The sequence below is a fragment of the Brevundimonas sp. SPF441 genome (assembly GCF_009661015.1).
GTDB lineage: Bacteria > Pseudomonadota > Alphaproteobacteria > Caulobacterales > Caulobacteraceae > Brevundimonas > Brevundimonas vesicularis.
This window is the reverse complement of record NZ_WJWX01000041.1, coordinates 1-13,995: the sequence shown is the minus strand read 5'-3', so window position 1 is coordinate 13,995 and position 13,995 is coordinate 1. Positions and strand designations below refer to the sequence as shown.

The window sequence follows — 13,995 nt, the reverse complement described above, 5'->3', positions numbered from 1 at the left end:
CCGCTTGCGCTTCGACCCCGCCGCCGCCACCCCCGCCGCCGTCCGGCGCATCGGGCGCGCTGATGGACTGGCGCGGCGTCATCACCTCCGGCGACCGGGACCGTTACCGCCGCGTCGACGCCGCCTGGACCCTGGCCCTGCAACAGGCCAAGCGGCAGCGCGGCTCCGGCGACCTGAACAGCCTGGGCGATCTGATCGACCCCAAGGCCTCCCGGCCCGGCGTCTCGCCGCCGCCCGGCGACTATCGCTGCCGCACCGTCAAACTGGGCACCCAGGGCGGTGAGGACGGGCTCGGTTACGTCGTCTATGGCTGGTTCGCCTGCCGCATCGAACAGACGCCGAAAGGCCTGAAGTTCTCCAAGCTTACCGGCTCGCAGCGCCCCTCCGGCCTGCTCTTTCCCGAAGACGACCGCCATATGGTTATGCTCGGCTCGCTGGCCCTGGCGCAGGAGCCCGCCGCCAACACCTATGGCCGCAACCCCGACCGCGATCTGGTGGCCATCCTGCAACGCATCGGCGAGGCGCGCTGGCGGCTGGTGCTGCCGTGGCCCAACACCGAATCCAATCTGGACCTGATCGAGCTGGTCCCGGCGCCGCGCGGCTAAGGTTCGGCTGAACCTCGGGCGCCCTGTCACGTTCGGTCAGGACAACCGATGGAGACGCTGATGCGCCGCACCCCTCTGGCCGTTTTGGCCCTGATGACCACGACAGCCCTGGCGGCCTGTGGCGACAACAGTCCCGCCGCCCCGACCGAGGCCTCGCCCGCCGTCACGACGCCCGCGCCAGGCGTGCCGGCCCAGGCCGCATCTGAGGCTACAGCGACGCCGCAGTCTGCAGCCGCGCCCGACGAGGGGATGCAGGGCGGAACCGACTCCTGGCGTCAGATCGCCAAGGCCGCCGACGCCAGCCTGCTTGGCCGGCTGGATCAGGCCTGGCGCATGGCCCGCGCCGAGGCCGAGGACGGCGGCTTCTCGCGTCAGGTGGAGGCTCTGGGGCCGCTCGCCGACCCAAACGCCGCCCAGACGGGCCGCATCCAGCCGGGACCCGGAACCTATCGCTGCCGCACCATCAAGATGGGCCGCCGTGTCGAGGGCCAGGGACTGGCCTATGTCGAATATCCCTGGTTCGCTTGTTCGGTCGAGCTGACGCCCGGCGGCGATCTGGTCCTGACCAAGACGACAGGATCGCAGCGCACGCGCGGCCTGATCTATCCCGACACCGACCGCCGCGCCGTCTATGTCGGCGCCCAGGCCTGGGGCGCCGACGAGAAGACCTTTCCCGCCTATGGCGACAAGGCCGAACGCGATCAGGTCGGCGTCATCGAGCGCATCGGTCAGAACCGCTGGCGCCTGGTCCTGCCGTGGCCCAAGCAGGAAGCCAAGCTTGAGCTACTCGAGATCACCGGCTAGCGCGCGCCGGTCGAGCGGGCGATCGCGGCGCGCATGCCCTCGGCGTGAAGCGCGCCTGACGGGGCGATCTTGGTGTTCGGCGTTTCGCTGGGCCCCCGATCGGCGGTGCGATCGTCCGGCCCGGTCCAGCTCGGGCTTTCGGCCTTGCGACGAACGGCCTCGCGCAGATTGTCGGTCGCCGTCGCGGACGCCCCGCCGGATTTAGGGCCGGATTTACGCCGGTCCATCTCATCGGCGACGCGGGCGATGGCCTCGGTCAGCAGCGCCTTTTTCTCGCGCGCGCCCGCATCCGGGCCGCTCTCTCCCGCACGAACGCGCCCCCGGATCTGACGCTGCACCCGGTCACGCCGCTTACGCAGCCGGCCGATCAGGTCGCGCAGTTCGGCCGGAGAACGGTCGCCCAGCGCCTTCGTCTGTTCGACCATATCCGCCTCGTCGCGATCCAGCGCGCGCGGGTTTGGGGTCTTGGACATGACGGTCTCCCTTTCGATTGATGGGAAGACAGCGTCAGGACGCCAGGGCCGTTCCGGTTTGCGACCCTGGGTCACAGGGTCGTCCGAGGTCACACGCGCGTCAGTCTCAGGTCCTGGTAGTCGTAGCTGAAGTCGATGTCGGGGCTGACCCCCTTCACCGTCGCCGTCGCCGGTTTGGCCGTCAGGATCGAGAAGGTGACGAAGGCGTCCTCCTCGCGCTTGTCCGGGAAACGGGTGCGGAAGGTCTCGCCGTCATACGGCTCCAGCCAGCCTTGCAGGGCGGGCGTATGGGTGAAGCTCAGCCACAGGCCGCTCTTGCGGTTGCGGCCGCGTCCCTCGGTCTTGGGCGCAATGACGATGTCGCCGTACCACGGATCGCGCCAAGTCCCGGCGTAGGATTCCAGCGGCATGGACGGGGGTGCGCCGGCCGCCTGTTTGGCGTCGATTTCGGCTGCGGCGGCGATGGATTTCGCATTGCCCTCCGCCTCCAGCTTCTTGGAGTCTGCGATCCAGTCGACGTCGACCTTGCCCATGCATATGTCGGTGATGCCGGACCGCAAGGCGCGCAGCAGGAAGCTTTCTTCGGCGTTGGAGAAGACGCTGAAGCCGGTCTTGCGGCCAGGGATCAGCACCGTGGCGGAAATGCCGCCGGGCGAGCCGCCGCCGTGGCTGGCGATCCGCTCGCCGCGATAGTCTTGAACCTGCAGCCCCATCGCATAGGTCGAGGCGATGGATCGGTTGGGCAGTTCCGCCGTCGGTCCGGCCGACGAGCCGACGATGATGTTGGGGCGATACATCTCGCGCGCCGCATCTTCGGAATAGAGCCGCGTCCCGTCGGGCAGCTTGCCGTCGTTCAGCCGCACGGCGATCCATTTGGCCCAGTCGGTCGGAGTGGTGCAGATGCCCCCCGCCGCCGCCGCCGAATCCCAGTTCCACACCTCGACGATGGACTTGGCGATCGGCGTCATCGCGCCTTGATAGCGCAGCGGCGGCCCGACCCGGCCGTGGGGCAGGGCGGACTTGGACGCATCCGCCAGACGCGCCAGCGGCACGGTCTCGGTCATCCCGACCTTGTCCAGAATGCGCGTCTGGATGAAGGCCTCCCAGCTCATCCCAGACACGGCCTCCAGCACCGCGCCGGCGACCACGAACATCAGGTTGCAGTAGTGATAGCGCGCGCGGAACCCGTCCTCGATCGGCACGAAGGCGGCTTGGGCCAGCACCTCGGCGCGGGTGCGGTCGCTATTGGGCCAGAACAGAAGGTCGCCGGCCCCCAGGCCGAACCCGGCCCGGTGGCTCAGCGTATCGCGCACCGTGATGTGTTCGCCGATATAGGGGTCGGACAGGGTGAAGCCGGGCAGATAGGTCCGAACCGGCGCATCCCATTTCACCTTGCCCTCGTCGACCAGGATGGCCAGGGCGGCGGCGGTGACGTTCTTGGTGTTGGAGGCGATGGCGAACAGGGTGTGCTCATCGGCCCGCGCCGGCTTGCCCTGAACCTTGACGCCATAACCGCGCGCCAGAACGGTCGCCCCGTCCTTGACCACCGCGACGCCCAGCGCCGGCTGATCCGGCCAGGTCGCCATGCACTTGGCCACATAGGCGTCCACGGCCGCCGCCAGCGACGCATCATCGTTCGCCGGCGCGCTCTGGGCGAACACGGGTCCCGCCGCCAGCGCCGCCGCGCCTCCGGAAGCGAACAGGGTGCGGCGCGACAGACGAAGGGACATGGCGAACTCCAGCGAAGACCGCCGGACGCTAGCGCCCCTTCGTCCTCTAGGCCAGTCGCCAGCGTTGAAGCTTTTCCAGCACGTCGGCGACGATCTGGTCGCGGGTGAAGCCGGTGATGTCGTGGGAGCGTTCGCCTTGGCCGGTCTGGGCGGTCAGTCGCCATTCCAGCAGGCGGCGGCCTTCGGGCGTCTCGCGCTGGGTCACGGCGGGACGCGGACGCGAGCGAGCGCCCAGGCGATAGATGAAGGTGCGTTCGCCGTGTTTGACCGTCAGCCAGGCGACGCCGTCGTCGCGCCCGATCTCGGAGTCCGCCGCCTCGGCTTCCATGGCCGCGTGAACCGTTTCCAGCGCAGGCAGGCCGTGGCGCTCGATCTCATCGTTGATATCGCTGCGGCTGGCCGGGGCCAGAATGCGTTTCAGCTGCTGCGCCAAGGGCGGGCCCTCGGTCTCGAGGCTGCGGCCGGCGACGTCGGCGTTCATTTGGCGCACCAGGCCGATCGACAGCAGGATCATGATCAGAACGAAGGGCAGGGCGGCGGCCAAGGTGGCGGCCTGCAGCGCGCCCAGCCCGCCCGCCAGCAGCAGGGTCGCGGCGATCAGGCCCAGCAGCAGGCACCAATAGACCCGCTGCCAGCGCGGCGTGTCGTCGGCGCCTCCAGAGGCGATGGTGTCGATCACCAGGGCCCCCGAATCGGCCGAGGTGACGAAGAAGACCGCCACCAGCAGGATCGCCAGGCCCGAGGTGAAGGCCGCGCCCGGCAGCTGCTCCAGGAAGTAGAACAGGGCGGTCGACAAGTCCGCCGAGACGGCGTTGGAAATCGCGCCCGCCGCCTGGCCCATGTCTAGGCTGATCGCCGTATTGCCGAAGACGGTCATCCACAGGAAGGTGAAACCGGCCGGCGCCAGCAGCACGTTCAGCAGGAACTCACGCACCGTTCGCCCGCGCGAAATCCGCGCGATGAACATCCCCACGAACGGCGACCAGGCGATCCACCAGGCCCAGTAGAACAGGGTCCAGTCCGCCATCCAGGCGCGCGGCTCATAGGCGTAGAGGGTGAAGGTCCGCTCGACGAAATGGCTGAGATAGAAGCCGAAGTTCTGGACCAGGGCCTTGAACAGGAAGCCGGTCGGCCCGACCACCAGCACGAACAGCATCAGCAGCACCGCCAGCACCAGATTCAGCTCCGACAGACGGCGCACCCCCTTGCCGACCCCGCTCATGACCGAGGCGGTCGCCGCCGCCATGACCACGACGATTAGCCCGACCTGAACCCAGGCGGTGTTGGGAATGCCCAGCAGATAGGTCAGGCCGCTGTTCATCTGCGACACGCCGAAACCCAGAGAGGTGGCGATGCCGAAGGCGGTGCCCCAGATGGCGAAGATGTCGACCGCATCGCCGATCGGGCCGTTGACGCGCTTGCCCAGCAGGGGCGACAGGCCCGACCTCAGCGTCAGCGGCAGACCCTTGCGGTGGGCGAAGAAGGCCAGGCTGAGGCCCACCAACGCATAGATCGCCCAGGCGTGCGCCCCATAGTGGAAGAAGGTGATGCCCATGGCCTGACGCGCGGCGTCGAAGGTGCGGCCGGCGCCCTCGGGCGGATTGATATAGTGCTGGATCGGCTCGGCGACGCCAAAATACATCAGGCCGATCCCCATGCCGGCGGCGAACAGCATGGCCAGCCAGGACAGATAGGGAAAGTCCGGCTCGGCGTCGTCCGGCCCCAGCTTCAGCGCGCCCGTGGGGCCGATCGCCAGCACCAGCACCAGCCCCACGAAGGCGGCGACCGAGGCGATATAAAGCCAGCCGAAGGTGTCGATCACCCAGGCCTGAACGTTCTGGAACAGGCGGTCGGATTCTCCCGGCGCGACGATGGCGACAAGGAGCAGCAGCGCGATGATGGCGCTCGCGCCCCAAAACACGCGGGGGTTCATCTTCGTGGTCAGCATCGGGTCAAAGCGTATGGCGAAGCTGACAGTTCCCAGCTTGGCCACAACCGCGCCGTCTCGATGAAGAAGATGTAACTTTGCGATTCAAAGTAACGTCGATAGTCAGGCTTATCGACGGGCGCAAACAGACGCCCGCGCACTCTTTCAGGATCGCCGGGGCATGACCTCTTCCAAACTCGTTCTCATGCTGGGTGCGGCCGCCGTCGCCCTGCCCGGCGCCGCTCTGGCTCAATCCCAGAATTCGTCCCAGACCGCCTCGCAGACCCCGCCGCCGGCGACGACGAGCCAGCCGGCCGCCCAGACCCCGGCGACGACGGCGCAGACGCCCGCGCCGCGAACTCAGACGACCGAACCGGCCCAGCAACAGCAGCCCGCCAGCGTCGGCGATGTGGTCGTCAACGCCCGCGCCAATGACGTGCGCACCTCGATCGACTCGGTCAGCTACAGCCTGGCCAATGACCTTCAGGCGACGACGGGCAGTCTGGCCGACGCGCTCCGCAACGTGCCGTCGGTGGACGTGGACCCGGAGGGCAACGTGTCTCTTCGCGGCGACGCCAATGTCACCATCCTGGTCGATGGCCGCCCGTCCGGCATCCTGACCGGCCCCGGTCGCGGTCAGGCCCTGATCCAGCTGCCGGCCAGCCAGTACGCCCGCATCGAGGTCATGACCAATCCGTCCGCCGCCTACAGCCCCGAGGGTTCGGGCGGGGTCATCAACCTGATCACCAAGCCCACGGCGCCCAAGCCGGGGACCCAGACGACCGGCTCGCTGCGCGTCAACGTCGGCGACAACGGCCGCTGGAACGCGGGCCTCAGCGGCTCGTACCAGAAGGATCGCCTGACCTTGTCCGGCGACGCCAGCTATCGTTCCGATCCGACCGAACTGACCTTCAACCGCGTCCGCGAACAACTGGATACGGTCACCGGCGCGGTGGTTTCCACCACGACCGTCGAACAGCCGGTCGAGTCCGAGCAGAACGGCGCCTTCGCCCGCTTCACCGCCGAATACAAGCTGGACGACAAGACCCAGCTGACCGGCGAACTGCGCGGCGTGGCCTTCGACGGCACGGGGTCGGGTGACGGCCTTTATGAAACCCGCAACGCCGCCGGCGCGGTGACCGGCGCCTATCGCCGGGTCGGCGATTCCGACTTCACCTTCAACAATTGGGGCGCCACGGCGCGCGTGCTGCGCCGCTTCGACGGCGACGGCCATGAGTGGTCCAACGAACTGCGCTACGATTCCAACGCCAACGACACCACCAGCCAGACCCTGACCACCTTCCTGACCCCGGCGGGCGCGGCCCTGTACGAACGGACCAAGACAGCGGTCGATCAGGTGACCTGGGGCTTCACCAGCGCCTATACCCGCCCGATGTCCGACGGCGGCAAGCTGCGCCTGGGCTATGAGCTGAACGCCCAGCGTCCCGAGCAGGACGCCGAGTTCCTGCGCGGTCCCCCGCAGGCGGCCTTGGCGCCGGTCCCCGCCCTGAACAACCGCTTCGAAGCCACCCAGACGGTGCATGCCCTCTACACCACCTATGAGCGGCCGCTGGGCGAGAAGCTGTCGGCCCAACTGGGTCTGCGGCTTGAGCAGGCGGACATCGAGATCAAGGATCTGACCGGCGGCGCCTCGGCGTCCCAGGACTATTTCCGCGCCTATCCGACCGCTCACGTCCAGTATCAGCTGACGCCCGAACAGACCCTGCGCGCCAGCTATTCGCGCCGCATCCAGCGGCCCCAGCCCAGCCAGCTGAATCCCTTCGTCGTCTATCAGGACCCGCTGAACGTCCGCTCGGGCAATCCGGATCTGGAGCCGCAGGAGACCGACAGCTTCGAGGCCATGTGGCAGATGCGAAAGGGCCAGAGCTTCTATCAGGCCACCGCCTATCTGCGGAACACCGACAAGGCGTTCACAGACGTGGCGTCCGACATCGGCGGCGGCGTCTTCCTGACCCGTCCGGAAAACCTGGGCTCGCGTCGCGACCTGGGGGTGGAGGCGACGGCGAACGGGCGACTGCATCCGACCCTGCGCTACAGCGCCAGCGTCAACGTCTTCCGTCAGGAGATCGACTCGGGCGCTGTCGTCGGCGGCGGCGACCGCGAGGCGACCCTGGCCAGCGGCCGTCTCAGCCTGAACTGGCAGCCGACGGCCAAGGACTTCGTCCAGGTCTCCAGCTTCTGGCAGGGCGACAGCCTGCTGGCCCAGGGCCGGCGCGAGGCCGGCGGCATGGTCAATCTGGGCTATCGCAGGAAGCTGAACGAGCAGCTGTCGTTCAACTTCACCGCGCGGGATATCTTCAACACCTTCAACACCACGACCATCTACGAAACGCCGCAGTTCCGCGAACGCTCGGAGCAGGACATCAAGCTGCGGGCCTTCTACATCGGCCTGACCTGGAACTTCGGCGGTCCGCGCCGCCAGCCGGAACAGTTCGACTTCTCGACCGGCCCGACCGGGGGCTGACGACCTGACGGGGGACGCGGGCTCAGGTCCGCGTCTCCCAGGCCAGCCAGGCGGCGACCACGATCAGGCCGCCGGCCATCACCGCGCGCAGGGCGCGACCCTGCATCCGGGGCGCCAACCGCGCCGCGCCCGCGCCGCCGATCACGATCAAACTGTGCACCAGGACGGCGACCGCCAGATGCAGGCTGCCCAGCGTCAGGGCCTGGCTCAGCGGCGCGCCGTGGTCGGGCCGCATGAAAGTCGGCAGCAGGGCGACATAGAAGACCGCGGCCTTGGGGTTCAGCAGATTGCCCATTAGGCCGCGCACGAACAGGCCGCGCAGCGAGCGCGCGTCCGGCGTGGGCGCCGCCTCGATCGTCGGCGCGCGCCAGGCCTCCCACGCCAGCCACAGCAGAAACAACACGCCCGCCCAACGCAGGCCCTGATACAGCGGCGGCCAGACGGAAAAGACCTCCGTCAGCCCGTAGGCGGCCGCCAGCATCCACACCGCCAGCCCCAGGGTCACGCCCGCCACAGCCGCGAAACCGGCCAGCCGTCCCCGCGCCAGGGCGACCAGCGCCAGCCAGCCCATGTTCGGCCCCGGCGTCAGCTCGATCAGCGCCACGGCGATCAGAAAGGGGCCGACGACGGCCGGATCGACGGGCCAGGCGGAATGGGCGATCACGAGGCGCTCCTGTTCGCCAGAGCCTAGGCGCGCGGCGGCGAAACGGACAGCCCCGAAAGACGCCCAGCGGACCCCTTGTGTGACCCGATCGTCACACCCACCTCGATCTCAACGGCGCGCTGCTCAGCAGAGGGCGCGCTGAAATCCATCCGCCTCCCGAGGGGACTGAAACCATGAATCTCGAACTCTATTCCGACCGCGCCAAACAGGCCGTCCAGTCGGCCCAGTCGCTGGCCCTGGCCCGCCGGCACCAGCAGTTCGCGCCCGAGCATCTGCTCAAGGTGCTGCTGGAGGAACGCGACGGTCTGGCCCGCAACCTGATCACCGCCGCCGGCGGCGACGCCCGCCGCGCCGAAGCCGATGTCGAAACCGCGCTGAAGAAGCGCGCCCAGGTCACCGGCGGCTCGGGCCAGCTCTATCTGGACGGCGACACCGCGCGCGTCTTCGCCGCCGCCGAAGAGGCCTCCAAGACCGCAGGCGACGCCTTCGTCACCACCGAACGCCTGCTGGCGGCGCTCGCCAGGGAAGGCGGGGTCGCCGCCGAGGTGCTGAAGGCCTCGGGCGTCACGGCCGACAAGCTGGAAGCCGCCATCGCCGAGGTGCGCAAGGGCAAGACCGCCGATTCCGCCGGCGCCGAGGACGGCTATGACGCCCTGAAACGCTACGCCCGCGACCTGACTCTGGCCGCCCGCGACGGCAAGATCGACCCGGTCATCGGCCGCGACGAAGAGATCCGCCGCACCATCCAGGTCCTGGCCCGCCGCACCAAGAACAACCCCGTCCTGATCGGCGAACCCGGCGTCGGCAAGACCGCCATCGTCGAGGGCCTGGCCCTGCGCATCGTCAACGGCGACGTGCCTGAATCCCTGCGCGACAAGACCGTCATGGCGCTCGACATGGGCTCCCTGATCGCCGGCGCGAAGTATCGCGGCGAGTTCGAGGAACGGCTGAAATCCGTCCTGTCCGAGGTCTCGGCCGCCGAGGGCGGCATCATCCTGTTCATCGACGAGATGCACACCCTGGTCGGCGCCGGAAAGGGCGACGGCGCCATGGACGCCTCCAACCTGCTGAAGCCTGCCCTCGCGCGCGGCGAGTTGCACTGCGTGGGCGCCACGACCCTGGATGAATACCGCAAGCACGTCGAAAAGGACGCGGCCCTGGCCCGCCGCTTCCAGCCGGTCTTCGTCGCCGAACCGACGGTGGAGGACACCGTCTCCATCCTGCGCGGCCTGAAGGAGAAGTACGAGGTCCACCACGGCGTGCGCATTTCCGACAGCGCGATTGTGGCCGCAGCCACTTTGTCGAACCGCTACATCACCGACCGCTTCCTGCCGGACAAGGCCATCGACCTGATCGACGAGGCCGCCAGCCGCGTGCGCATGGCCGTGGACTCCAAGCCCGAGGCCCTGGACGAGATCGACCGCCGCCTGGTCCAGCTCAAGATCGAACGCGAGGCCCTGAAGAAGGAGACCGACCAGGCCTCAAAGGCCCGGCTGGAGAAGCTGGACGACGAGATCGCCGATCTGGAGGGCCAGTCCGACGACCTGACCACCCAGTGGAAGGCCGAAAAGGACAAGGTCGGCCAAGGCGCGCAACTGCGTGAAACCCTGGACCGCCTGCGCCTCGAACTCGCCAACGCCCAACGCGCCGGCGACCTCGGCCGCGCGTCCGAAATCGCCTACGGCCAGATCCCCCAGATCGAAAAGCAGCTCGAAGAGGCCGAGGCCAATGAGACCTCCGGCGCCTCAGGTCGTGGGGGCCCCCTGACCCCCGAGGTCGTCGACGCCGAACAGATCGCCGCCGTCGTGAGCCGCTGGACCGGCGTGCCGGTCGACAAGATGCTGGAGGGCGAGCGCGAAAAACTGCTCCAGATGGAGACCGCCCTGGGCGGCCGCGTGGTGGGTCAGGACGAGGCGCTCGCCGCCGTCTCCGACGCCGTGCGCCGCGCCCGCGCCGGCCTGAACGATCCCAACCGACCGCTCGGCAGCTTCCTGTTCCTGGGCCCGACCGGCGTGGGCAAGACCGAACTGACCAAGGCCTTGGCTGAGTTCCTGTTCGACGACGAGGCCGCCATCACCCGGCTCGACATGTCGGAATATATGGAGAAGCACTCGGTCAGCCGCCTGATCGGCGCCCCTCCCGGCTATGTCGGCTATGACGAGGGCGGCGCCCTGACCGAGGCCGTGCGTCGTCGACCCTATCAGGTCGTCCTGTTCGACGAGGTCGAAAAGGCCCACCCCGACGTCTTCAACGTGCTGTTGCAGGTGCTGGACGACGGCCGCCTGACCGACGGCCAGGGCCGCACCATCGACTTCCGCAACACCCTGATCATCATGACCTCCAACCTGGGCAGCCAGTATCTGGCCGATCAGGGCGAGGGGGATGATGTGGAGGCTGTGCGTCCCTTCGTCATGGACGCCGTGCGCGCCCACTTCCGCCCCGAGTTTCTGAACCGGATCGACGAAATCATCCTGTTCCACCGCCTGGGCCGCGACCAGATGGGCGGCATCGTCCGCATCCAGCTGTCACGCTTCGAGAAGCTGCTCGCCGACCGCCGCCTGACCCTGGACCTGGACGACAGCGCCCTGGCCTGGCTCGCCGACCGTGGCTACGACCCGGCCTATGGCGCGCGCCCGCTGAAGCGGGTGATCCAGAAGGATCTGGTGGACCCGATTGCGCGGAAGCTACTGGCCGGCGAGATCGAGGACGGCGGGGTGATTGCCGTGACGGCCGGCGAGGGCGGGTTGGAGATCGGGAAGGTGCGGGTGCATTGATGACGCTTCCCCAAGTTGACTGGTCTGCTGCCGGGACCGTCGTGACGGCTTTGGCCACGATCGTGCTTGCCGTTGTGACAGCGGTCCTCGCCCGAGAAACAAAGAGATTATCGGACGCAACAAGCCAGCCCAGCGTCGTTGTGACGTTGGAGCCAAGCCCGTGGTCAATCATTCACACTAATCTTGTGCTGCAGAATACGGGCACAGGAGCCGCATATGACATCGAGATGAGGTTTGACCCGCCTCTTGTGCTGCAGCGCCGAGGCGAAGTTGCAGAGATGCCAATGAGGTCGCTGTCTGTGCTGAAGCCGAATAGCTCATTCTCGGTGTTTTTGGATGGTTTTGAGAAGCTGAATGAGCGGGTCGTCGGCGTGGAAGTTAGCTGGTTACGCTTCCCTAAAGCCAAAAAGCGCGAGGGCCACAGCTATGTTTTGAATCTTCTCAAAGATTACGAAAACTGGGGCCAGCTAGGTGGGCCTCCGCCTTTGATTCAGATCACGCAAGACATGAAGAAGCTGCGTGAGGAACTCACCAATCTGGCCAAAAAGTAGCTTCGTCACTGAGATCCTTCTCCCATTGGGAGAAGGTGGCCGCGAAGCGGACGGATGAGGGGCGGGTGTCGAAGTCGGCGTGAGCCGCCGCAGCGCTCGGGCCGCAGCGGATGGTGGGCGGCGGACGACCCTCACCCTTTCGCGCAAGGCCGCTCGCTGCGCTCTCGGAGGCTCAAGCCCTCTCCCAATGGGAGAGGGAGGTCATAGGCCCAGTGTTTTGGCGTGGTCGCGGATGGCGGCGTCGATGCGGGCAGGGTCGGCCAGGGCTTCGGCGTTGGTGAAGCGGATGACGGTCCAGCCCAGCGCCTCGATCGCCTGCTGGCGATAGTGGTCGTTCAAGACGACCTCGTCGCGTTCATGCACCCCGCCGTCGATCTCGATGACCAGGCGCAGCGGCACGCAGGCGAAATCCACCACGAACCGGCCGACCGGATGCTGGCGACGCACCTTCCAGCCGTCGACGGCGCCGCCGCGCAACCGCGCCCATATCCGCTCCTCGGCTAACCCGCCGACTTGGCGCAGCCCGCGAGCACGCGGCGTCAGGCGGTTGGTCGTCATGGGCGGCTCCTCGTGGCGCACCCTAACGCAAGCCGCCAGCCCGCGCATCTTCGAGGCATACCGCGAACGATTTCAACACCCTGCCGCCCGCCAGCGTCATCCTCCTGCCCACGTCCTCAAACCGTGCGATCCTGTCTCGGTTCGTCCGCAGGGGACGCATCGCACGGCCGGGGAGGGCCAGATCAGACGAATTAGACGAATTAGACGGTGTTTTTGTCCGCCGACCGTCTGATCTCGGTCAGCCCTGCGGGATCGGATTGGTGCGCGGGTCCGGGCCGTTGGTGACGACGCGGTCGCGTTCGCCCAGGTCCTTGATGATCTTGACGTCGGTGAAGCCGGCGGCCTCGAACAGTTCCTTGACCTGCGGACCTTGGTCAAAGCCGATTTCGACGGCGAAGACGCCCAGCGGCTTCAGGATGCGTTTCACTTCGGGCGCGAGGTCGCGATAGGCCTGCAAGCCGTCCGGCCCGCCGTCCAGGGCCAGGTGCGGATCGTGGTCGCGGACCTCCGGGTCCAGGGTCGCGATATGGTCGGTCGGAATATAGGGCGGGTTGGACAGCACCAGGTCGAAGCTGGCGTCGCCGAAACCCGCGGCCCATTCGGTACGCAGGAAGGTCGCGCGGTCGTTCAGGTCCAGGTTGGCGGCGTTCTCCTTGGCCACAGCCAGCGCCTCGGACGAGATGTCGGTGCCGACCCCGCGCGCGGCCGGCCGCTCGGCCAGAAGCGCCAAGAGGATCGCGCCCGAGCCGGTGCCCAGGTCGATGGCGTCGAAGGCCTCGGTCTTGCCGAAGGCCAGCATGGACACGTCCATCAGAGTTTCGGTGTCGGGGCGGGGGCTGAGGACGTCGGGGGTGACGTTCAGCATGATCTTCCAGAAGCCCTTCTTGCCGACGATACGCGAGACGGGCTCGCGCTTCAGCCGGCGCTCGACCATGGCCTCATAGGCGCTCAGCTGGTCGGCGGTGATGGGCCGATAGGGGTCGGTCAGGATGTCCATGCGGCTGGCGCCGGCGGCGGCCTCCAGCAGCAGGCGGGCGTCGATGGCGGGGCTGTCGATGCGGCCGGTCTTCAGCCGGGCCTGCGCCGCCTTCCAGGCGGTCAGCAGGGTCGGGGCGTCTGTGTCGGACTTGGGCGTGATGGGGTCGGTCATGGGCGTTGATTGGCCCGGCCCGGCGCCGATTTCAAGCGCGACGGGAGGAACGCGAGGCCAGCTTGACCGTTCGCGTCGGGATGACTGCGCGCCGCCCCTCCCGCCTCGCCCCGCTTCGCAACCTGTTCGCCCGGGCGCCCGCGCCGTCTGAGCGGGGTCGGGTGTGGAAGTTCCTGGCCGCCGCCGCCGGGGGTCTGGCCGCCGGCGCCGGCGCCGCCCACCTGCTCTACAGCCAAGGCCACAAGGTCGGGGTCGAGCTGCGCGCCCCCCGCCC

Annotated in this window: 11 protein-coding genes and 1 pseudogene; 6 read left to right on the top strand and 6 right to left on the bottom strand. The window is 68.0% G+C overall.

Annotation, left to right across the window (positions count from 1 at the left end; translation table 11 throughout):
• A partial coding sequence (locus tag GGC30_RS15675; RefSeq protein WP_153925997.1) for a DUF4893 domain-containing protein occupies positions 1-605 on the top strand: 605 nt, incomplete at its 5' end.
• 60 nt (positions 606-665) lie between these two features.
• Positions 666-1,409 carry a DUF4893 domain-containing protein gene (locus tag GGC30_RS15670; RefSeq protein ID WP_228763783.1) on the top strand — a complete coding sequence of 248 codons (744 nt, stop codon included), beginning with the start codon at positions 666-668 and terminating at the stop codon, positions 1,407-1,409.
• Here GGC30_RS15670 and GGC30_RS15665 read toward each other — a convergent pair.
• The 3 genes from GGC30_RS15665 to GGC30_RS15655 all read right to left on the bottom strand — a co-directional run bounded on the left by GGC30_RS15665 (position 1,406) and on the right by GGC30_RS15655 (position 5,560).
• Complete coding sequence (locus GGC30_RS15665; protein WP_153925993.1) at positions 1,406-1,882, bottom strand: hypothetical protein; 477 nt, start codon at positions 1,880-1,882, stop codon at positions 1,406-1,408. The two genes, GGC30_RS15670 and GGC30_RS15665, sit on opposite strands and share 4 nt — an antisense overlap.
• An 89-nt stretch (positions 1,883-1,971) precedes the next feature.
• A complete protein-coding gene (locus GGC30_RS15660) occupies positions 1,972-3,612 on the bottom strand; it encodes a serine hydrolase (protein ID WP_153925991.1) in 1,641 nt (546 codons plus the stop codon).
• Positions 3,613-3,658: 46 nt separating this feature from the next.
• A complete protein-coding gene (locus GGC30_RS15655) occupies positions 3,659-5,560 on the bottom strand; it encodes a BCCT family transporter (RefSeq protein ID WP_153925989.1) in 1,902 nt (633 codons plus the stop codon).
• A 160-nt stretch (positions 5,561-5,720) separates the two neighbouring features.
• Between GGC30_RS15655 and GGC30_RS15650 the strand changes: the two genes are divergently transcribed.
• The gene (locus tag GGC30_RS15650) at positions 5,721-8,024 is read left to right on the top strand and encodes a TonB-dependent receptor domain-containing protein (protein ID WP_228763782.1); all 2,304 of its coding nucleotides are present in this window, start codon (positions 5,721-5,723) and stop codon (positions 8,022-8,024) included.
• A gap of 22 nt (positions 8,025-8,046) precedes the next feature.
• On the opposite strand, the gene GGC30_RS15645 is transcribed toward GGC30_RS15650, so the two are convergent.
• Positions 8,047-8,688, bottom strand: coding sequence for a LysE family translocator (locus tag GGC30_RS15645; RefSeq protein ID WP_240612140.1), 642 nt, complete (start codon positions 8,686-8,688; stop codon positions 8,047-8,049).
• Between the two features lie 173 nt (positions 8,689-8,861).
• Between GGC30_RS15645 and clpB the strand changes: the two genes are divergently transcribed.
• The gene (gene clpB, locus GGC30_RS15640; RefSeq protein WP_153925987.1) at positions 8,862-11,462 is read left to right on the top strand and encodes an ATP-dependent chaperone ClpB; all 2,601 of its coding nucleotides are present in this window, start codon (positions 8,862-8,864) and stop codon (positions 11,460-11,462) included.
• Entirely contained in the window at positions 11,462-12,013 is a 552-nt protein-coding gene (locus GGC30_RS15635) for a hypothetical protein (protein ID WP_194943625.1), read from the top strand. Before clpB ends, GGC30_RS15635 begins: the two co-directional genes overlap by 1 nt.
• Before the next feature lie 201 nt (positions 12,014-12,214).
• On the opposite strand, the gene GGC30_RS15630 is transcribed toward GGC30_RS15635, so the two are convergent.
• Positions 12,215-12,571, bottom strand: a complete 357-nt coding sequence (locus GGC30_RS15630; protein WP_194943624.1) for an endonuclease domain-containing protein — start codon at positions 12,569-12,571, stop codon at positions 12,215-12,217.
• A gap of 238 nt (positions 12,572-12,809) precedes the next feature.
• Entirely contained in the window at positions 12,810-13,721 is a 912-nt protein-coding gene (gene prmC / locus GGC30_RS15625; RefSeq protein WP_153925981.1) for a peptide chain release factor N(5)-glutamine methyltransferase, read from the bottom strand.
• A 62-nt stretch (positions 13,722-13,783) separates the two neighbouring features.
• Between prmC and GGC30_RS15620 the strand changes: the two are divergent.
• Positions 13,784-13,995 (top strand): annotated as a pseudogene (locus GGC30_RS15620) (YihY/virulence factor BrkB family protein); the annotation flags it as partial.